Below are 20189 nucleotides of genomic sequence, written 5' to 3'. Positions count from 1 at the left end.
GAAAGGCATTACTGCCAGCATTCCACCAAGGAAGAATGCTGGATATTGGCGTGGTGAGCACCCGCGGAACGAAGCCGTAAATGCGCTTAAGAGCGGGCAGTTAGCATCATGGAAACAGGATTGTGGCTATCATGAGCGGTCGCTATCAGAGACGGCAATGTATCGCTACAAGCAACTCATAAGCGGCAAATTGAGCCTGCGTGATTACAACGCTCAAGTAGGTGAAATTATGGCTGGCGTGGCGGCGTTGAACAAAATGAGCAGGCTAGGTATGCCTGTTCGTCAGGCAGCTGGATAAACTGCTGAACAGCGCAGGGATACTGTGTTCCCTGTACTGAATTGATCAACAACGCCGCATCACGCGAAAATGGGTATTGTAGTCCCAATACGTGTAGTAACTCATTGCCGCAATGAATGCCGTCAACGTACTGCCGACCCACCAAGTGGGAAATCGTTGCTCGGTTACCCGACAAATAGCTAACCAGATCCCCGCGCTCCACAGCAAGATCAGTAAATTTGCGACAATGATTGAAGCGAAGTCAGGCCAAATTTCGCGATGACGTATAAGCAGTGGAGCAAGCGCCAATCCGATAAATGCTAGCGCTAGTTCGTTAAGGAAACGCTGGGTTTTTGCATACCACGCAATGCAGGAAATCAGTGTGGCAGTGATCACCGCTACAATTGAGCCGCAAAAAAGTAGTGTTAGATAGTCCAGTTGCATTTCCAACGTATCCCTAGTTGGTGGCCTTACATTCCCTGATTGTCGCTCAAATGTGTGTATTCACTTTCGTTAGCAGTCGTTCGTAATAGGTAGGCAGCAAACGAGATTGGCGCTGACCGAAATAACATAATTGTCACTAAAAAATAGTTTGTCGAGTGTGAGCTGGGTTTTGACCTGTAAGCATTTACTTACAAATACTTACCTCTCTTAGTGGTGTAAGCCCTCCATTTTTTGTAAGTCAGCTTAATGCGTTACCTGAGCCTGTGCGGCTTTATCGCTTGTTGATTGCGTTGAGGGAGGGCGACTGTGGTTACCTGAGAAGGCGTATCTTTTTCGCTGTACATCAGGATTCGCACGTTCATTTAAGATACAAGGCTAGGTTAGGAGAGTGTTATCAAGCAGTGACAAAATGTGCGCTGGGTGGCGCTTTTGCAAAGTGGGTTTGCAGCCTTGGCGGTGCTTGACTTGGATCAACGTTAGTCAACAGGGTTAACGCGACACTGGGTCTAATCGCGACATTCGCAGGAGGCTGTTTGTTGGGTCATACCATCAACGTCATCACATCACCACCGCGCTATAGCATCCGCAAGCTTAGCTGGTACACGAGCCTGTCTGTTTAATTCCTTTTTCTCCCCCCAAAACTCTACCAAAACTCAGAAGGAGACCGCGTATGTCTGTGGAACGTATTCGCAACATCGCATTTATCGGACAGTCTGGTGCAGGCAAAACCAGTCTGGTGGAGCGTCTGCTGTTTGAAACCGGCGACATCACCAGGCAGGGCGAACTGGCCCGAGGCACCACCGTTACCGACTTCGACCCCCAATCCATCGCCTATCAACACTCAGTAGAAGCCACCCCAGTTAACCTAAGCTGGCACGACACCCAACTCAATATCATCGACACGCCGGGGCTGGGCGACTTGCTCGGTCGCAGTATTAGCGTGTTTCCTGCCATCGAAAGTGTCGCGTTGCTGACCGAACCCCACGCTGGGGTCGGTAACACAGCGGAACAGCTATTTAACACCGCCAAGAATAAGCAAAAGTGTCGGCTTATTGTGGTCAACAAGATTGATGCTGAAGATGCTGCCAGCGCGCTGCCTGCGCTGATGGAGCAGCTACAAGCCAGTTTTGGCGCCAAGTGTTTGCCAATCAACCTGCCTGATCCCAGTGGCCATCAGGTGGTCGATTGCTACTTTAAGCCCGACTATGACAGCGACACGCTGTTCAGTTCGGTAGAGGAAGCCCACGATCAGCTCGTCGACCAGGTGGTAGAGGTCGATGAAGAGTTGATGGAGCTTTATCTCGAACAAGGGCAGGCGCTTAAGCCCGAGCAGCTACACGACGCTTTCGAAGCGGTGCTGCGCGAAGACCACCTGATCCCCGTCTGCTTTGTCTCGGCGCGCACTGGCGCAGGGCTCAATGAGCTGCTGCATATCCTCAGCGAGCTGATGCCCACGCCACTGGAAGGTAACCCGCCGCAGTTCTATCAAGGTGAGAAAGCGGTCAGCCTGAGCCAAGAGGAAGGGGCCCACGCGGTGGGACATGTATTCAAGGTAAGTGTTGATCCGTATATGGGGCGAGTGGCTTTTATCCGGGTCTTCCAAGGTGAAATCAACGCCGAGAGCATGTTGTTTATCGGTAGCGAGAAGAAGGCCTTTAAGGTTGGCCACCTCTATCGCATTCAAGGCAAGCAACGCAGCGAGATCAGCAAGGCGGTGTCTGGCGATATCTGCGCCATTGCCAAGGTGGATGAGTTGGACTTCGACTGTGTGGTGCACGACTCTCACGACGAAGATGGCCTGCACCTCACCACCATGGACATGCCTGCACCGATGTTTAGCCTGGCGGTAAGTCCGGCACGGCGCGGCGACGAGCAAAAGCTCTCGGAAGTACTTAAAAAGCTGTGCGCCGAGGACCCCAGTCTGCGCTTACGCCACCGGGTGCGCCAGAACGAAACCCTGCTCACCGGTGTGGGCGAGTTCCACCTCAAGATTGTGTTAGAGAAGGCGCTGCAGCTGTATAAGCTGGAGATCGACACCACGGAGCCAAGCATCGACTACCGCGAAACCATCACTGGTGCGGCGGAAGCGGTGCATCGCCACAAAAAGCAAACCGGTGGCGCCGGGCAGTTTGGCGAGGTGCACCTGCGGGTGCGGGCATTAGCTCGTGGCGAAGGCTTCCGCTTTGTTAATAGAGTGGTGGGCGGCGCTATCCCGACCAGCTTTATCCCAGCGGTAGAGAAGGGCATTCGCCAGATCCTCGATGAAGGTGCCATCGCAGGCTTCCCGCTGCAGGATATCGAAGTGGAGGTGTTCGACGGAAAATACCATAGCGTGGATTCCAAGGAGATCGCCTTTGTCACCGCTGGTCGCAAGGCCTTCTTGGAAGCCATTGATAAGGCCGGGCCGATTATCCTCGAGCCGATTGTCGATATGCAGATCCAGGTGCCCTCGGAGTTTATCGGTGATATCACCGGCGATCTCAGTGGTCACCGTGGCATGGTCACCGATAGCCTGCCGCAGCCCAGCGGCTTGGTGGTGATTCAAGCCAAGGCGCCGCTTAGCGAGCTGCAAGATTATGCCCGACGGATGAAGTCGATGACCCGTGGGGAAGGTTCCTTCTCCATGTCGCTCAGTCACTTTGAAACGGTGCCGGTGCAGGTGCAAAAAGGGCTGGTGAAAGCCCACGATCACCCGGTATCAGCGTAAGCCTTTAAACCAAGCTTGGGCAGCTAGCCTGCCCAAGCGATTCTTTTGTAGCCCGTAGCCCGTAGCCCGTAGCCCGTAGCTCGTCGCCCACAGCTCGCCGCCCGCCTATTGTTTCATTCCCGCAATTCTGATTTACCAAATCTGCAATTTTAATCTGCCAGCGCTCTCCTAGACTAGTCCCTTAGATACCGACAGGGACGACGATCATGGTGGCGCAACTCACGCCTCGACAGGCAGCTAACTGGATTAAAGATGGCAACGCAGTAATGTTTGGTGGCTTTATTGGCGCGGTAGTGCCCGAGGCAATCGAGCGCGCCATCGCCGAGCGCTTTATCAGCGCCGGTCACCCGCGCGACCTGACACTGGTGTTCGCCGCCGGCCAAGGCGATGGCAAAGAGCGCGCCCTTAACCACCTTGCCCAGCAAGGGCTGGTGGCACGGGTGATTGGCGGGCACTGGGGCTTGGTGCCTAAGCTGGCTCAACTGGCGGTGGATGAGCTTATCGAAGGCTACAACCTGCCACAGGGAATCATCTCCCACCTGCTGCGAGATACTGCTGCAGGCAAACCCGGCACCTTAAGCAAGGTTGGTCTGAACACCTTTGTTGACCCGCGCTTAGAAGGGGCGAAAATCAACCGCCGTACCGTGCGGGACTGGGTCAGCGTGCAGATGCTCGAAGGTGAAGAGTTTCTGTTCTATCGTCGCTTGCCGGTGGATGTGGCGGTGATCCGCGGTACCACTGCCGATACCCGCGGCAATATCACCATGGAAGACGAGTGCCTGATTGTCGAAAACCTAGTGGCCGCGCAGGCTGCGAAAAACCAAGGCGGCAAGGTGATTGTGCAGGTAAAACAAGTGGTGGAAGCCGGCACCCTTGACCCTCATAGCGTCAAAATCCCCGGTATCTTGGTCGATGCGGTGGTGGTGGCCGAGGATCAAAAGGAGCACATGCAGACCTTTGCCACGGCGATGAATCCCGCTTTTGTCAGCCGTGGCCCTCGCCAGCAGCCTTCTGATGCGGCGACTTCCCACGCTCACTCTCAAGCGCTTGATGCCAAGACCATTATCGCCCGTCGCGCCGCGATGGAGCTGCAAGCGGGCGCCATCTTGAACCTTGGGATCGGTACCCCTGAGTATGTTGCGGAAGTGGCCAACGAATGCGGCGTGATTGACCAGCTAAACCTGACGGTAGAGCCCGGCGCGATTGGTGGTTCGCCGGCTAAGGGCCTAGACTTTGGCGCCAGCGTATTTCCTGAAGCGATCATCTCCCAAGACCAGATGTTTGATTTCTATGACGGCGGCGGCATCGACCAAGCCTTTCTCGGCTTAGCGCAGTGCAGCTTCAAAGGTGATATCAACGTTAGTCGCTTTGGCAGCAAGATTGCAGGCTGTGGCGGCTTTATCAATATCAGCCAGAACGCCAAGCAGCTCTATTTCTGTGGCAGCTTTACCGCCAAAGGCCTGCGGGTTGCGGCGGAGCAGGGCCAACTCCAGATCCTCCAAGAAGGCAAGCAACTGAAGTTTATCTCTCAGGTGGAACAGGTCACCTTCAGTGGCGAGCGGGCCGCACGCGAAGAGCAACCGGTACTCTATATCACCGAGCGGGCGGTGTTCCGCCTCGACCAGCGCGGGCTGGTGCTGGAGGAGATTGCCCCGGGCGTTGACTTAGAGCGCGACATACTGGCGCATATGGCCTTTCGCCCAATCATCAGCGAGCAACTGCAACTGATGGACGCACACATCTTTTCACCCAACTTCACGCTTACTCTTGCTAAGAACGGACACCAGCTATGAAACGAATTGCCATTGTCAGCGGCGCGTCACGCGGTATTGGTCGCGCTATTGCAGAAACCCTTATCGACCACGGTTACTACGTGGTTGGGATGGACATAGAGCCCCTCAGCTGGGGGAGTGTAGAGCAGGTGCTATCCATTTCGGTGGATGTTAGTGACCGCGACCGAGTCAGTGAAGCTATCGCTGAAGTGCGCGCCCATTTTCAGCGCATCGACGTGCTGGTCAATAACGCCGGGCTCACCCGCGACGCCTTGCTGGAGAACATGAGCGATGAAGACTGGCAAGTAGTGATTGATGTCAACTTAAAAGGTGCCTTCTTGCTCACTCAAGCGGTGGCACCACAGATGATGGAGCAGGGCTATGGCAGCGTGGTGAACATCGCCTCCATTGTCGGTCTCGATGGCAACATTGGCCAAAGCAACTATGCCGCCAGCAAAGGGGGATTGGTGGCGATGAGCCGCAGCTGGGCCAAAGAGTTCAGTCGTAAGGGGGCGCAGGTGCGGGTCAACTGTGTTGCGCCGGGGTTTATCGAAACCGAGATGACTGCCAACTTGCCGGAAAAGGTCAGTGAGCAGATCAAGGTCTGCACACCGCTAAAACGCATGGGCTCTACCGACGATATCGCTCAAGGGGTGCTGTTTCTCGCCTCGGATAAGTCCTCATTCATCACCGGGCAAGTACTAAAAATAGACGGTGGCTTGGTGTTGTAGGCGTAAGCTGAGTTTTCTGAAGTTCTGTAGATTGTTTGAGTTAAAGGTTACAAAAGTGTTGAGAGTGGTGTTTCACCTCTTAAATACACTATTGTAATCGTTTTCAAAAGGCGCGATCTATGCCACATATCCGCAGTCAAACGGATGAACAAACCGCGCTTTTTACCTACAGTAAAGCCCTTGCAGGGAATACCGGGATTGATTGGGTAAACCGCGTGAACCCTCTCCATCTTGGGCTAGCAGTACTGTTCAAGGACTTTCCAATGACAAAAATAATCATTCCATCGCTGTTGGGGCTGATCTATCTGGTGTATCAATTTGCCTCAACCACCGTCTTGCTGATGGTGGTGGCGCTGCTGTTGTTTATCAACGGGCTGCGCAGTGGATTAGGATAAACGGTAATTTAAAGGGGCTATTCAGCCCTTTTTGTCTAACGTAAACCCGCAAAAATCAACACTCCTGAACGATTCTCATCTTTAACTAAGTAAAAGCTCGAATTTAAAGTGATTAATATCACAACTTTATTGATCTAAACCGTAATCTTCTTACAGTGATCGTTGCATAATTACAGCCAGAATCTCCTCTCTTGGCTCACCGGCTTGAGCCAGACACAGCAAGCCTTTCAGTGCAATCTGCTGATATGGCAAAGCCTGACAGAATTTTGGTTTAAGGGAATATAGTTAACATGCGCGAATATTTTAAATACCTCCTTCCTATAGTGATTCCGCTCGTGGTGTTGTTGTTGCCAGCGTCGGCGTTTCCAGTTGAAGGTTTGACCATCCTGCAGCAGCGGGTTATTGCTCTGTTTTTGCTAGCGGCTCTGTGCTGGGTACTGGAGCCTATTCCAATCTATGCCACCTCGGTGGTTATCATCGTGCTAGAGCTGTTACTGCTCTCTGACAAAGGTATTGCGCTATTCCGAAGTGGGGCAGGAAGCCCTGAGTTTGGTGAGCTGCTGTCCTCTAGCTCGATTATGGCGACCTTCGCCAGCCCGATCATCATGCTGTTCTTGGGCGGATTCTTCCTAGCCATGGCCGCCACCAAGTATCGTTTGGACGTCAACTTGGCGCGGGTACTGCTCAAGCCTTTTGGCAGCAACCCCAAGTATGTGATGTTCGGTCTGATGCTGATTACCGCCATCTTCTCGATGTTTATGTCGAATACCGCAACCACCGCGATGATGCTGTCGATTCTGGCGCCGGTTATCGTGCTGTTTGGTAAGGATGACCCGGGTAAAACGGCATTTGCTCTGAGTATCCCGGTTGCCGCCAACATCGGTGGTATCGGTACCCCCATCGGCACCCCGCCCAACGCGATTGCGCTGAAATACCTGGTGGGGGAGAACGCCATCGGCTTTGGTGAGTGGATGGCCTTCGGCGTGCCGTTTGTGGCTATCCTGCTGGTGTTTGCCTGGGTGCTGATGTGTGCCATGTTCCCGGCCAAGCAAGACAAGATTGAGCTGAGCATTAAAGGCAAGTTCTTGAAAACGCCAAAAGCGATCATCGTGTATGTGACCTTTGCGGCCACCATCTTGCTGTGGTTGATGGGCTCAAGCCACGGTATGAACTCCTACGTTGTAGCGATGATTCCGGTAGCGGTGTTCTCAGCCACCGGCATCATCAACAAAGAAGACCTGAAGAAGATCTCTTGGGAAGTACTGTGGTTGGTATCGGGTGGTATCGCACTGGGTCTGGCTCTGGATCAAACCGGTCTGGCTAAGCTCATGGTGAACAGCATTCCGTTCGATAACTTCTCGCCGTTTGTGGTACTGGGCGGTGCGGCTGCGCTGTGTCTGTTGATGGCTAACTTTATGTCGCACACGGCTACCGCTAACTTGCTGATGCCAATTATGGCAGCGCTAGGTATGTCGATGAGCTCCCTGGTGCCATTCGGTGGCGGCGTTACCCTGATTTTGGTAGTGACCTTCGCTGCATCACTGGGTATGTCTTTGCCAATCTCTACGCCACCAAACGCGCTGGCCCATGCCACTGGCAACGTGGAAAGTAGCCAAATGGCCAAGGTGGGTGTGATTATTGGTGTTGTCGGTGTGCTGATGAGCTTTATTATGGTGTGGATCCTTAACCTAGTGAACTTCATCTAACACGCTCTATGGACAACGACATCATGCACCAGCAACAGCTGCAGCGAATTAAAGAAATCTACTTTAGCACTGCGGAGCGAACCCGCACGGTTAAGGCGGGAGAAACGGTGCTGCAGCAAGGCGAATACAACGATTGCCTGTTTCTGGTGAAAAAAGGCCGGCTTTCAGGGTTTTTGCATAACCCTGAAAGCAACCTGACCGCCAAGGTCTTCGAGGTACACGAAGGCGCATTTTTCGGCGTACACAGTTACTTCGCCAAGACCTGGGAGTCGTCCACCACCATTATCGCTGACTCCGACAGTGAGCTGGCTTGGGTGAATAAAACCACTCAAGCGGTCGAGCCTAATGTTTATGGCTCGCTCAGCGAACAGTTCACCCCGGTGGTGGTGCACGAGCTGGCTCAGCGCCAGATGCGCACTGGGCTGCAGGCGCTGGAAAAAGAGCGCGCCCTGCAAAAACTGCATGCTGCTGAGCAGATGACCACCTTGGGTCAGCTGGCGGCCGGTATCGCCCACGAGCTGAATAACGCGGTGGGCGTGCTGAGCAGTAAGACCGAGACCCTCGCTGAGGCGCTGCGTCAGTTGGTGGATGAAAGTCACCCAGAGGCCAATGGCTTTTTAGAGCTGGGCGTTGCGGTGGGCCAATCTAGCTCCTCGTCTGAGGTGCGTAAGCGTGCCAAGCAGCTGCTTGAGAGCTACAAGCTAGATCGCGATACCGCCAAGCAACTGGCCAAGGCGGTGCCGGAAGGCGAGGTGAGTCGCGAGTGGTTTAACGACATCGAGCAGTCGCTACACTTTTGGGAGATGGGGCGCGATCTGCATGATATGCGCCTGGCCTCCAAGCATGCGGCATCGATTGTTCGCTCGGTTAAGCAACTGGGCGGCGGCGATCAGGCCAAGCAGCCCGATCTGGATGTCAACGACACCATCCATAAGTCGCTGGCCTTGCTGCAAAGCAACCTGCGGCGGGTGAATGTGGTGCTACGTCCAGCGGTCTTGCCCAAGATCAATGCCAGCGCTACCGAGTTAGTGCAGGTTTGGGTAAACATTATTAAAAATGCCTGCGATGCGATGGAGCACGTGGCCGAGCCGCAGCTGGAGATTGTCACCAGCTACTATAAAAACCGCTTGGTCGTCTCTATCTCCAACAACGGGCCTGCCATTGATGAGCAGACCCGCCGCAAGGTCTTTCAACCGAATTTCACCACCAAGAAAGGTGGACTCTCTTTTGGTTTGGGTCTCGGGCTGTCGATTGTGCAGCGCATCGTGCATAGCTACGGCGGTTCGATTGCACTGAAAAGTGATGCCGAGAAGACCAAATTCAGAATTAAACTACCAATCGCTTGAGGTATGGTTATGGAAAAAATCAACATTATTTGCGTGGATGATCAACGGGAAGTCTTAAGCGCGGTATCTAAAGACTTGTCAGCGCTGTCTGATCTGTTTCAGATCGAAGAGTGCGAGTCAGCCGATGAGGCACTGGAGCTGATGGACGAGCTGGATGCCGAAGGTCAGCACATCGCTCTGGTTATCTCAGACCACGTAATGCCGGGTAAAACCGGTGTGGAGCTACTCACCGAGATCTCCGACGACAACCGCTTCGCCAAGACCAAGAAGATCCTGCTAACGGGTCAAGCGACTCATCAGGACACCATTGCCGCAATCAACCGCGCGCGTATCGAAAGCTACTTCGAGAAGCCATGGAAAGCCGATGTACTGCTCGCCACCGCGCGTACTTTGATTACTGAGTATATCTTCGATCAGGGCCTGGACTACCAGCCTTGGAGCGAGCAACTGGACAACGCTGTGGTATTGTCTCGCCTACACTAAGGGCCGCTTTACCAAATCAAGCTGCGTTAAAACGACGCGCAGTATCCGACAATAGCGCCCGCTCTGGGCGCTATCAACAAAACCTCTCTTGCATATATTGTTAATGTAATTTATTGATAAGATTACATTAATTTACAATATGGTAACTTGAGCGCAAACTGTTCGCCACTTACTATGATTGCATTCGTGTAAAGGAGGACAACACGTGAATGCAAGCATCCGCCGCCTATTTGCGGCTAACTCATCTTGGTCGGTTGACCTGCTTATCCGCCTGATGCTGGGCGCCATCTTCGTATTCCATGGCTGGGGTAAAGTCACCGGCATTGAAGGCACCATTGGCTTTTTCCAAAAGATTGGCCTTGAGCCCGCCACCTTGCTCGCCTATTTGGCGGCCTATGGCGAGGTGATTGGCGGGATCTTGATTGCTGCAGGTCTGGCAACCCGATTGGCGGCGCTCAACTGCGCGGTGATTATGCTGGTGGCCATCGTCAGTGTGCACCTAGGGCAGGGCTTTAAGGGCATGGAGTTCCAGTTGTTGATCTTGGTGGCTTCCCTGCAACTGCTGATTACCGGCGCGGGCCGTTGGTCACTGGATGCCTTGGTGTTTGGTAAGCAGAGCGCTTAGCTAGTTAATCATCTCAAATTTCCTATGTTGTGTTTGCTGTGAGCAGCTTAGCCCGGTTTTTACCGGGCTTTTTTTGCTTAGGGACTTGGTCGATGCACCTAACACTCTTACATAATCTATAGTCTTTATTATCTATTATGTTAATAATGCTGATGCTATTCTGGAGCCGTAGCTATGAAGCTTGATGAGCGACAATTTAATGAGGTGGTTTCGTTAGTAAAAGGACGCGAGACTTGGCTTGATACTGCGGCAAAAATCCTTCCTACCATTAGTATACTCGCAATTGGACTCTGGTCATTGTATGAGTATGCATCTTTCAAGCGTGAGCATCAGGACCTCGTCAACAAGCAGCTAAATGATCAACTGCTTCAAATGGAAGTGGAAAAGAAGCGAATTGAAAATGAAATCGAACTCTCTGATCTCGAAATCGAGTTAGCTAAACGCAGAAACCTCCAGCAGGAAGCGGGCCTTAGAGCTTATCTTGTAAAAGAAGTAGATGATGGATCAAACATTTACCTGATTGATTACAGAATGACCTTAGTAAACAGATCGAAGAGGAATATTTCGGTCACATACAACTTATTACAGCCATATACTGGCAGGGTTGATCTTTCGAAAATGGGATCATTAGAGAAAATTTCAGCCCCTAACGTGTTTCAACCTGACTTTGGTCAAACACATGATCAGTTTATTAGTTGGAAGGCTCATGAGCGAACGTTCAATATCCTCGATTCCTTTCGCGACAAATATCTTAGCGAAGCTAGAGAGCGATACTCGCCACAGTTCATAGGATACGATGGCACAGGTGATATTGGGCCAAGCGAAGATCTCGACATTTCGATGACCTACTACATACAAGCTAAGAGTACAGACTGGTTTGCTCTATTCTTTCATGCTCGACTTGATGATAGTAATGAGGATGGGGACAACTTTTCACATATTGAATGGGACCCCATAGCTGAGATATTGGTGGCTCAACCCGGTGTTTCTCTCGCTTCAGACTGAGCTTACTCAAACAGCGTTCGGATTTTACTATCTCACCAAATAGCTAAAGTTGTTTAAGTACTCGTGTTCCTTTGCAGGCTTAAGCGCTGAGTATTCGCTTGGCTACACTTTTAGCGCTTAGCTTCAGCGCCAACAGCTGCGACGACAGCAATATCACTTGGGGTCGCCTGCAACTTGGTGTAAATTACCCGCCCGAAATTGACGAGAGCGAGAGAGTGGAATGGCAGAAAAAGCAGTCGTAGTTTATTCCGGTGGAATGGACTCATTTACTGTATTGCATCAGGCGATACAAGATGGCAAAGACGTGCATGCCTTGAGTTTTAACTACGGGCAACGCCATTCCAAAGAGCTAGAGTACGCCAAAGCGGTGTGCAAAGAGCTGGGTATTCCGCATCTGATCAACGATATCAGTGCCATCAACCAGTTGCTGCAAGGCTCTTCGCTAACCAGCGACGATATCGAGGTGGCTGAAGGCCATTACGCCTCTGAGAATATGAAATCCACCGTGGTGCCGAATCGCAATATGATATTGCTGTCGCTGGCGATTGGCTATGCGGTATCGATTGGCGCCGACTCGGTCTACTACGGCGCCCACTCTGGCGACCACGAGATCTACCCAGACTGCCGTCCGGAGTTTGTCGAAGCGATGAACGCGGTAAGCCAAATCGCCAACTACGAGCCGGTTAAGGTATACAGCCCCTTCCTGTATCAAGATAAGATCGCCATTCTGCGCGCCGGTGTGGCCATGAACCTCGACTATGGCAAAACCTGGACCTGCTACAACGGCCGCGAAAAAGCCTGCGGCAAGTGCGGCTCCTGTAACGAGCGGCTGGAAGCCTTTGCCACCCTTGGTCTCACCGATCCGCTTGAGTACGAGAGCGCCTAATGTATCTGGTCAAAGAGATGTTCTACTCCCTGCAAGGGGAGGGCGCACAAGCCGGACGCCCCAGCGTGTTCTGCCGCTTTAGTGGCTGCAATCTGTGGAACGGCAAAGAGAGTGGCCGGGCCAATGCCCAGTGCAGCTTCTGCGATACCGACTTTGTCGGCACCGATGGCAATAATGGCGGCAAGTTCCGCCACGCCGCTGAGGTGGCGGATGCCGTGGCAGCACTGTGGCCAGCTGGGAACCCTGGCAAGCCTTATGTAGTATGCACCGGCGGTGAGCCATTGATGCAGCTCGATGACGCACTAATCGCGGCCTTTCATGAACGTGGCTTTGAAGTGGCAGTCGAGACCAACGGCACTTTAGAAGCGCCCGCCGGTATCGATTGGCTATGCGTGAGCCCCAAGGCGGGCTGCGAGCTTAAACAGCGCAGCGGCCATGAACTTAAGCTTATCTACCCGCAAGCCGAGAACGACCCACAAGATTTCGCAAATATGGACTTCGATAACTTCTACCTGCAAGCCAAAGATGAAACCGTATTAGGCGGAGTGGCCAATCAGAACCTGCAAGCCACCTTGCAGTATTGCCTGACTCATCCGCAGTGGCGTCTCAGCATGCAGATGCACAAGATCGTCGGTATCGAGTAGGGCGCACGTTACATCTTAGATTCTATGGTAGTAGCTTCGCGAAGGTTGAAAGCTGCTGCCATACTTTTTCAACCTTCACCTCAACTCAAATAAGAAGCTATGACTAAACAGACTTCCTTGATTAACGGCCTGCGCGTAAGTGCCGTGCTGGTATCCGGTGGCTTGTTGGCAGCCTGTGCCCAACAAGAGGACGCTCCACAAAGCGATACCATGACTCTGCGATTGATGGAAACAACCGACATCCATGCCAATATGCGCAGCTTCAACTACTTCACCGGTCAGGAAAACCCTCGTTTTGGTTTCTCGCGCACCGCCTTGGTGATTGAGCAAGCCCGCGCCGAGCAAGCCAACCACTTCTTGGTGGATAACGGCGACCTTATCCAGGGTGCGCCATTTGGTGACTACGTGGCCAAGCAACTCGGTACCGAGTGGCTGGCTAAGAACACTCACCCGATTTACAAGGCGATGAACCTGGTCGGCTATGATGTGGGCAACATGGGTAACCACGAGTTTAACTTCGGCCTGGAGTTTCTCGATGCCTCCATCGAAGGGGCTGAGTTCCCTTACATCAGCGCCAACGTGTTCCAGTTTGAAGGTGCTGAAGTAGACGAAAACGGCAACTGCCAAACCGCACTGGATGATCACTACAACGGCAACTACGACGCCTTCTTCGAGAACGAAACGCCGTACTACCAGCCTTACGTAATTGTGCCAAAAACCTACACCACCGATGGCGGTGTTGAAGTCACCATGAACGTGGGCGTGATTGGTTTTGTGCCGCCGATGATCATGGGCTGGGACAAGACTCACCTTGAGTGTCAGGTACAAGTTGCTGATATCGTGAAATCCGCTGAGCACTTCGTTCCTGAGATGCGCGCTAACGGCGCCGATATCGTTATCGCCGTGCCGCACTCAGGTCTTAGTGGCAGCGCCCACTTGAGCTTTGAAGAGTACAGCTACGACTACATCGAAAACGCCTCTGGCCTGTTGGCGCAGGTAGACGGCATCGACGCGATCATGTTCGGCCACGACCACCTCGACTTCCCAAGTGCTGGCTTCGAAGGCTACCCGGGCGCCGACATTGAAGCCGGTACCCTGCATGGTACGCCATCGGTTATGCCTGGCTTTTGGGGTAACAAACTGGGCGTGATTGACCTAAGCCTGAACGTAACCATCCAAGGTGGTGAAGCCAGCTTTGAGATTGCTGCCGCCGATGTGCACCTGATGGATATCGACGATACCGCAGGTGTAGAGCACGAATCTGCCGAAATCATCGAGCAGGTAGAAGAGGCCCACCAAGGCACTGTTGATTATATGGCCACCGAAATCGGCCAGAGCGATCAGCCAATCTACAGCTTCTTCTCACTGGCCGGCCCCGACCTGTCGGTACAGCTAGTTAACGAAGCGCAGATGTGGCGTGGCGAGCAGTTGGTTGCCGACGGCGCATTTGGCGCAGACAACGACCTGCCACTGCTGGCCGTAGCTGCACCATTCCGCGGTGGTCGTAACGGCCCGGGTGATTTCACCTATGTACCGGCTGGCGCGATTACCCTGAGTAACGTGGCGGACTTGTACATCTACCCGAACACCCTGCAAGTGGTGAAGATGAACGGTGCGCAGGTTATCGAGTGGCTGGAGATGTCGGCTGCGCAGTTCAACACCATCGTTGATGGCGACGCCGAGCAGTCTTTGGTGAGCGAAGGCTTCCCGACCTACAACTACGATGTGTTCTTTGGCATCGATTATGAAATCGACCTAAGCGTAGAGCCGCGTTACAACGCCGATCAAGCCGAGCCAGCCCGTGATACCCGCCGTATCCAAAACGTGCGCTATCAAGGTAAGCCGATGCCGCTGGAACAAGAATTCCTGATTGTGACCAATAACTACCGCGCAAGCGGTGGCGGCCACTTCCCTGGCATCACCAGCGACGTGATTGTTTACGAAGACCCAGAAGAGACCCGTAACCATGTACAAGGTTATTTGGAGTCGCTAGGTGAGCAGGCGCAAGCGAGCGACGGCATCATCCGCTTTAAGCTGCAAGAGAACTGGAAGCTGACCTTGGGTGAGAGTGGCATCAAGCCGGGCAACGTACAGCTGAAATCTTCGCCCTTAGCCCTAGAGTTTGTGGATGCACGCCCGCAAATTGAAGCGCTGAATGAGCAAGATGCCGATGGCTTTGAGCTGCTAAAAGTACGCTTTTAGAACACTGCGATAGCGAGCCCGTGCAGATGCCGGGTGATTAAATAACACTAAGGCTGCTCGGCAATTGAGCAGCCTTTTTAGTTTCGCCGGCCCCCAAAAAAACTTGCTAGAACACGCGGCTAAACGCCAGTCGATACGTACTGTGTTCTTCGTTTCTATGTCTTCAAAAACCTGTTCCAGCTTTCGCGTTGCCTTACGAGTTGCTGGTAATTTTCTTGAAAACATAATTCTACCAGCTGGTCAAAAAATAACTTGTTGGTAGTCTAAATCACTGCTTTCGTGAAATTTGTGGTGTCTCGCGCGGTCTTTGTGGTTGTTCGGTAGTGATAAGTCCTGTCTTTGCGTTCCTCGCTGGAATTAAGTTTCATATTAATTAAAAGTTATTGTCACAATTGACCAATAGATTGTTACTGCCTTTTTATTAACTAAACCTTAGGTAATATGGAAATTAACAATCAAACCAAATACTTGCTGCGCATGAGCGCAGTAGCTGTGGCATCCGCTTTGGCGGTGGCATGTGGTAGCAGTAACTCTGATTTCACCACCGAGACCATGACCTTGCGTCTGATGGAAACCACTGATCTGCACGCTAACATGCGTAGCTTTAACTACTTCACCGCGGAAGAAGATCCTAAATTTGGTTTCTCTCGAACTGCCTTGGTTATCGAGCAGGCTCGCGAGCAGCAGCCCAATCACTTTCTGGTGGACAACGGGGATCTGATCCAAGGCGCGCCGTTTGGCGATTATGTTGCCAAGCAGTTGGGCACTGACTGGCTGGCCAGCAACACCCATCCAATCTATCGAGCGATGAACTTGGTGGGCTATGATGCAGCGAACATGGGTAACCATGAGTTCAACTTCGGTCTACCTTTCCTTGATGCTTCTATCTCTGGTGCTGAGTTCCCCTATGTTAGCGCGAACGTTTTCCACTTCGAAGACGCAGAGGTGGACGCTGACGGTAACTGCCTGACCGCCATCGACGATCACTACAACGGCAACTACGCCGAGTTTTTCGAAAACGAAACCCCTTATTACGACCCATATGTAATCGTTTCCAAAACCTACACCACAGACCAAGGGCGTGAGGTTGAGATGCAGGTCGGGGTGATTGGTTTTGTGCCCCCCAAGATCATGGGCTGGGATAAATCCCACCTTGAGTGTCAGGTACAAGTTGCTGATATCGTGAAGGCCGCAGAATACTACGTACCCAAGATGCAAGCTGCTGGCGCAGATATTGTTGTCGCGGTACCACACTCTGGCCTAAGCGGCAGCGAGGGCATCGATTTGCCTGACTACGAGTACGATTACCTGGAAAACACCTCGGCGCTGCTGGCGCAGGTTCAGGGTATCGACGCCATCATGTTTGGCCACGATCACTTGGACTTCCCAAGTGATAAGTTTGCTGGCTTCCCGGGCTCAGATGTTGAGGCTGGCACCATTCACGGCGTACCTGCGGTAATGCCCGGGTTTTGGGGCAACAAGCTTGGGGTGATTGACCTAAGCTTGCAGCTTACCCTTGATGGCGATCAAGTGGTCCGTTACGCGATTACCGGTGCAGACGTTGCCCTGATGGACATCGATGAAACCCAAGGTGAGCAAAACGAAGACCCGCGCATTGTTGCCGAAGTAGCGGCAGAGCATGACGGAACCGTAGAGTACATGGCCACCGAGATTGGTGAGAGTGATCAGCCCATCTACAGCTTCTTCTCGCTGGCCGGTCCCGACCTGTCGGTACAGTTGGTGAACGAAGCGCAGATGTGGCGTGGCGAGCAGCTTAAAGCTGATGGAGCCTTTGGCGCCGACAATGACCTGCCGCTGTTAGCGGTTGCCGCCCCATTCCGTGGTGGCCGTAACGGTACCAGCGACTTTACCTATGTGCCCGCAGGACCAATTACCCTGAGCAACGTGGCCGACTTGTACATCTACCCCAATACCTTGCAAGTGGTGAAGATGACCGGTGCCCAAGTGATTGAGTGGCTTGAGATGTCGGCGGCTCAGTTTAATACCATCAAAGGTGGCGATGAGGAGCAAGCGCTCGATAGCGCTGGTTTCCCCACCTACAACTTCGATGTGTTCTATGGTCTGGACTACGATATCGACCTCAGTGTTGATGCGCGTTACGACGCCTACCAGTCTGAGCCAGCGCGCGATACCAACCGTATCTTGAACATCATGTACCAAGGCGCACCGCTAGACCTTGCACAAGAGTTCCTGATTGTCACCAACAACTACCGCGCCAGCGGTGGCGGTAACTTCCCGGGCGTAAGCGCTGACATCATCGTTTACGAAGATCCGGAAGAGACTCGCAACCACATCCAGAACTACCTGGAATACCGCGGAGCCAATGCTGGTGATGATGGCATTATCCGCTTCGAGCTGCAGGAGAACTGGACACTCACCCTAGGCGACAGTGGTCTGGCACCAAGCAACGTTCGCTTGACCTCATCGCCGATTGCCTTGAACTATGTCGATGCGCACAGCCACATCGAAGCGCTCAATGAGCAAAACGCAGAGGGCTACGAGATCTTTCGTATTCAGTTTTAAGCACTGAGTCAGGCTTTTATCTAAATATAAAAACCGATGCGCCAGCGCATCGGTTTTTTTATATTCACTTGAGCCTTTTGGGCAGTCGAGCCTCTCACAACCCTTGCCCTTGAGTAGCCTTCAAGTCCTTTAATTCTCGCTATTTGGTCAATAATCCCGCTTATATTTTTACAGGTGGTATAAATATTTTTTATATAGCAATAAATCAGTTTTATTATGCTGTTTTTTGTGTCATATTCCGCGCGCACTAATATCCAAGCATTTACTGAATAACGAAATCCCATGAAAAATACCTTTTCTGGCAAGTCGCTGCTGCGCCTTAGCGCTACAGCCGTTGCTTGTTCACTTTTAGCTGCCTGTGGCGGCTCTAGCTCTAACTCTGATTCTGGCTATGACGGCGAGACTGTGACCATCCGCCTGATGGAAACCACCGACCTGCATGCGAACATGCGTAGCTTTAACTACTTCACCGGCGCAGAAGATGCCAGCTACGGCTTCTCACGCACCGCTTTGGTGATTGAGAAAGCCCGCGAAGAACAGCCTAACAACTTCTTGGTTGATAACGGCGACCTTATTCAAGGCTCTCCTTTTGGTGACTACGTAGCCAAGCAGCTGGGTACTGGCTGGTTGGGGCAGGGCAACACCCACCCAATCTACCGCGCTATGAACCAAGTGGGCTACGATGCGGCGAACATGGGTAACCACGAGTTCAACTTCGGTCTGGAGTTTTTGGATGAGTCGATAAAAGGCGCTGAATTCCCATACGTTAGTGCCAACGTGTTCCACTTCCCCGATGCTGAAGTTGACCAAGACGGAAACTGTCTGACCGCCATCGAAGATCACTACAACGGCAACTACGCCGAGTTCTTCGAAAATGAAACGCCTTACTACGCGCCGTTTACCTTGGTTGAGAAGACCTTTATCTCAAGCGAAGGTCGCGAAATCGACGTAACCGTGGGCGTTATTGGTTTTGTTCCGCCACAAATCATGGGTTGGGATAAGAGCCATCTGGAGTGTCAGGTACAAGTGGCTGATATGGTTAAAGCCGCAGAGTACTACGTACCGAAGATGATTGAAGCTGGCGCTGAGATCGTTGTTGCCGTTCCTCACTCAGGTCTGAGCGATACCGGTGCGCTGCCTGACTACGATTACGACTACGAAGAAAACGCCTCAGGCCTGCTGGCCCAGGTTCAAGGTATCGATGCACTAATGTTTGGTCACGACCACGTTGACTTTCCAAGCGCTGCATTCTCTGACCTGCCGGGCGCCAACGTTAAGCGTGGCACTCTATATGGCGTACCTACCGTTATGCCAGGTTTCTGGGGTAACAAGCTGGGCGTGATCGACCTGACCTACAAGGTGTTGGCGAAAGAACAGCATGAAGATATGCGCAAAGGCGTGATCACTGATTTGCTAAGTGCAAAAGTGAAGCTGATGGATATTGATGCCACCGAAGGTGAGCACAACGAAGATCCGCGCATCGTTGCTGAAGTTGCCGACGAGCACGAAGGTACCGTTGAGTACATGGCCACCGAGATCGGTGAGAGTGACCAGCCTATCTACAGCTTCTTCTCACTGGCCGGCCCAGATCTGTCTGTGCAGCTGGTAAACGAAACTCAGCTGTGGCGTGGTGAACAGCTACGAGCTGACGGTATGTTTGGCGATGACAACCACTTGCCGATGCTGGCGGTAGCTGCGCCATTCCGCGGTGGTCGTAACGGCGTAAGTGACTTCACCTACGTACCGGCGGGCCCAATTACCCTGAGTAACGTTGCTGACCTGTACATCTACCCGAACACGCTACAAGTTGTGAAGATGACCGGTGCTCAAGTAGTTGAGTGGCTGGAAATGTCGGCGGGTATGTTCAACACCATCGAAGATACCAACAAAGAGCAAGCGCTGGACAACCCAGACTTCCAGACCTTTAACTTCGATGTGTTCTTTGGTATCAAATACGAAATCGACATCAGCGCTGCACCTCGCTACGAGTACGACAACGCTGAGCCGATTAACCCAGATAGCAAGCGTATTGTTAACGTCACCTACCAAGGTGAGCCACTGGATCTGGCGCAAGAGTTCCTGATTGTGACCAACAACTACCGTGCAAGCGGTGGCGGTAGCTTCCCGGGTGTTGGCGCGGAGGTTATCGTGTACGAAGACCCAGAAGAGACCCGTAACCACATCCAAAGCTACCTGGAGTTCCTAGGCGAAGAAGCACAAGCTGGCGATGGCATCATCCGCTTTGAGCTGCAACACGACAACTGGGCGCTGACCTTGGGTGATACTGGCTACGCACCTGCTGATGTTCGTCTGACTTCATCGCCAATCGCGCTGCAATACGAAGCTGAGCACCCGCAAATTACTCCGCTGAACCAGAAAGATGAGGATGGCTACGAGCTGTTCAACGTTCACTTCTAAGCTG

16 protein-coding genes and 1 pseudogene are annotated in these 20189 nt (G+C 52.6%); 15 read left to right on the top strand and 2 right to left on the bottom strand.

Features of this window, described 5'->3' with window-relative positions:
• Positions 1–298: pseudogene (locus G461_RS0109365) on the top strand (IS5/IS1182 family transposase); the annotation flags it as partial.
• Positions 299–343: 45 nt separating this feature from the next.
• Here G461_RS0109365 and G461_RS0109360 read toward each other — a convergent pair.
• A complete protein-coding gene (locus tag G461_RS0109360; RefSeq protein ID WP_026971650.1) occupies positions 344–721 on the bottom strand; it encodes a hypothetical protein in 378 nt (125 codons plus the stop codon).
• 670 nt (positions 722–1391) lie between these two features.
• Between G461_RS0109360 and fusA the strand changes: the two genes are divergently transcribed.
• The 13 genes from fusA to G461_RS0109295 all read left to right on the top strand — a co-directional run bounded on the left by fusA (position 1392) and on the right by G461_RS0109295 (position 17767).
• A complete protein-coding gene (gene fusA, locus G461_RS0109355; RefSeq protein WP_026971649.1) occupies positions 1392–3428 on the top strand; it encodes an elongation factor G in 2037 nt (678 codons plus the stop codon).
• A 206-nt stretch (positions 3429–3634) separates the two neighbouring features.
• On the top strand, positions 3635–5221 hold the full coding sequence (locus tag G461_RS0109350) for an acyl CoA:acetate/3-ketoacid CoA transferase (protein WP_026971648.1): 1587 nt from the start codon (positions 3635–3637) through the stop codon (positions 5219–5221).
• On the top strand, positions 5218–5931 hold the full coding sequence (locus G461_RS0109345; RefSeq protein ID WP_026971647.1) for a beta-ketoacyl-ACP reductase: 714 nt from the start codon (positions 5218–5220) through the stop codon (positions 5929–5931). The genes G461_RS0109350 and G461_RS0109345 overlap by 4 nt, the downstream gene beginning before the upstream one ends.
• Positions 5932–6050: 119 nt before the next feature.
• A complete protein-coding gene (locus G461_RS0109340) occupies positions 6051–6326 on the top strand; it encodes a hypothetical protein (protein WP_026971646.1) in 276 nt (91 codons plus the stop codon).
• A gap of 290 nt (positions 6327–6616) precedes the next feature.
• Positions 6617–8032: an SLC13 family permease gene (locus G461_RS0109335; RefSeq protein ID WP_026971645.1), complete on the top strand. Its 1416-nt coding sequence runs from the start codon at positions 6617–6619 to the stop codon at positions 8030–8032.
• A gap of 8 nt (positions 8033–8040) precedes the next feature.
• Entirely contained in the window at positions 8041–9378 is a 1338-nt protein-coding gene (locus G461_RS0109330) for an ATP-binding protein (RefSeq protein ID WP_245587167.1), read from the top strand.
• A 9-nt stretch (positions 9379–9387) separates the two neighbouring features.
• Positions 9388–9861: a response regulator gene (locus G461_RS0109325; protein WP_026957186.1), complete on the top strand. Its 474-nt coding sequence runs from the start codon at positions 9388–9390 to the stop codon at positions 9859–9861.
• Between the two features lie 205 nt (positions 9862–10066).
• Positions 10067–10486: a DoxX family protein gene (locus G461_RS0109320; RefSeq protein WP_026971643.1), complete on the top strand. Its 420-nt coding sequence runs from the start codon at positions 10067–10069 to the stop codon at positions 10484–10486.
• Between the two features lie 174 nt (positions 10487–10660).
• Complete coding sequence (locus G461_RS0109315; RefSeq protein WP_026971642.1) at positions 10661–11491, top strand: hypothetical protein; 831 nt, start codon at positions 10661–10663, stop codon at positions 11489–11491.
• Between the two features lie 220 nt (positions 11492–11711).
• Positions 11712–12377, top strand: coding sequence for a 7-cyano-7-deazaguanine synthase QueC (gene queC / locus G461_RS0109310; RefSeq protein WP_026971641.1), 666 nt, complete (start codon positions 11712–11714; stop codon positions 12375–12377).
• The gene (gene queE, locus G461_RS0109305; RefSeq protein ID WP_026971640.1) at positions 12377–13021 is read left to right on the top strand and encodes a 7-carboxy-7-deazaguanine synthase; all 645 of its coding nucleotides are present in this window, start codon (positions 12377–12379) and stop codon (positions 13019–13021) included. The genes queC and queE overlap by 1 nt, the downstream gene beginning before the upstream one ends.
• Positions 13022–13120: 99 nt before the next feature.
• Complete coding sequence (locus G461_RS0109300; protein ID WP_026971639.1) at positions 13121–15223, top strand: bifunctional 2',3'-cyclic-nucleotide 2'-phosphodiesterase/3'-nucleotidase; 2103 nt, start codon at positions 13121–13123, stop codon at positions 15221–15223.
• 441 nt (positions 15224–15664) lie between these two features.
• On the top strand, positions 15665–17767 hold the full coding sequence (locus tag G461_RS0109295; RefSeq protein WP_051333475.1) for a bifunctional 2',3'-cyclic-nucleotide 2'-phosphodiesterase/3'-nucleotidase: 2103 nt from the start codon (positions 15665–15667) through the stop codon (positions 17765–17767).
• Positions 17768–17787: 20 nt separating this feature from the next.
• On the opposite strand, the gene G461_RS0109290 is transcribed toward G461_RS0109295, so the two are convergent.
• The gene (locus G461_RS0109290; protein ID WP_026971637.1) at positions 17788–18051 is read right to left on the bottom strand and encodes a hypothetical protein; all 264 of its coding nucleotides are present in this window, start codon (positions 18049–18051) and stop codon (positions 17788–17790) included.
• On the opposite strand from G461_RS0109290, the gene G461_RS23845 reads away from it, so the two are divergent.
• A complete protein-coding gene (locus G461_RS23845; protein ID WP_051333474.1) occupies positions 18050–20185 on the top strand; it encodes a bifunctional 2',3'-cyclic-nucleotide 2'-phosphodiesterase/3'-nucleotidase in 2136 nt (711 codons plus the stop codon). The genes G461_RS0109290 and G461_RS23845 overlap by 2 nt on opposite strands.
• Positions 20186–20189: the final 4 nt, after the last annotated feature.

The organism is Aliagarivorans marinus DSM 23064 (genome assembly GCF_000429485.1).
In the GTDB taxonomy this organism is placed as follows: domain Bacteria; phylum Pseudomonadota; class Gammaproteobacteria; order Enterobacterales; family Celerinatantimonadaceae; genus Aliagarivorans; species Aliagarivorans marinus.
The sequence above is the reverse complement of the archived record's forward strand: the minus strand, read 5'-3'. Positions and strand labels throughout refer to the sequence as shown.

Bases quoted from the DNA above. Each gene is read 5' to 3' on its own strand.
- G461_RS0109360 (WP_026971650.1), bottom strand. From the start codon at position 721: ATGCAACTGGACTATCTAACACTACTTTTTTGCGGCTCAATTGTAGCG.
- fusA (WP_026971649.1), top strand. From the start codon at position 1,392: ATGTCTGTGGAACGTATTCGCAACATCGCATTTATCGGACAGTCTGGT.
- G461_RS0109350 (WP_026971648.1), top strand. From the start codon at position 3,635: ATGGTGGCGCAACTCACGCCTCGACAGGCAGCTAACTGGATTAAAGAT.
- G461_RS0109345 (WP_026971647.1), top strand. From the start codon at position 5,218: ATGAAACGAATTGCCATTGTCAGCGGCGCGTCACGCGGTATTGGTCGC.
- G461_RS0109340 (WP_026971646.1), top strand. From the start codon at position 6,051: ATGCCACATATCCGCAGTCAAACGGATGAACAAACCGCGCTTTTTACC.
- G461_RS0109335 (WP_026971645.1), top strand. From the start codon at position 6,617: ATGCGCGAATATTTTAAATACCTCCTTCCTATAGTGATTCCGCTCGTG.
- G461_RS0109330 (WP_245587167.1), top strand. From the start codon at position 8,041: ATGGACAACGACATCATGCACCAGCAACAGCTGCAGCGAATTAAAGAA.
- G461_RS0109325 (WP_026957186.1), top strand. From the start codon at position 9,388: ATGGAAAAAATCAACATTATTTGCGTGGATGATCAACGGGAAGTCTTA.
- G461_RS0109315 (WP_026971642.1), top strand. From the start codon at position 10,661: ATGAAGCTTGATGAGCGACAATTTAATGAGGTGGTTTCGTTAGTAAAA.
- queC (WP_026971641.1), top strand. From the start codon at position 11,712: ATGGCAGAAAAAGCAGTCGTAGTTTATTCCGGTGGAATGGACTCATTT.
- queE (WP_026971640.1), top strand. From the start codon at position 12,377: ATGTATCTGGTCAAAGAGATGTTCTACTCCCTGCAAGGGGAGGGCGCA.
- G461_RS0109300 (WP_026971639.1), top strand. From the start codon at position 13,121: ATGACTAAACAGACTTCCTTGATTAACGGCCTGCGCGTAAGTGCCGTG.
- G461_RS0109295 (WP_051333475.1), top strand. From the start codon at position 15,665: ATGGAAATTAACAATCAAACCAAATACTTGCTGCGCATGAGCGCAGTA.
- G461_RS23845 (WP_051333474.1), top strand. From the start codon at position 18,050: ATGAAAAATACCTTTTCTGGCAAGTCGCTGCTGCGCCTTAGCGCTACA.
- G461_RS0109290 (WP_026971637.1), bottom strand. From the start codon at position 18,051: ATGGGATTTCGTTATTCAGTAAATGCTTGGATATTAGTGCGCGCGGAA.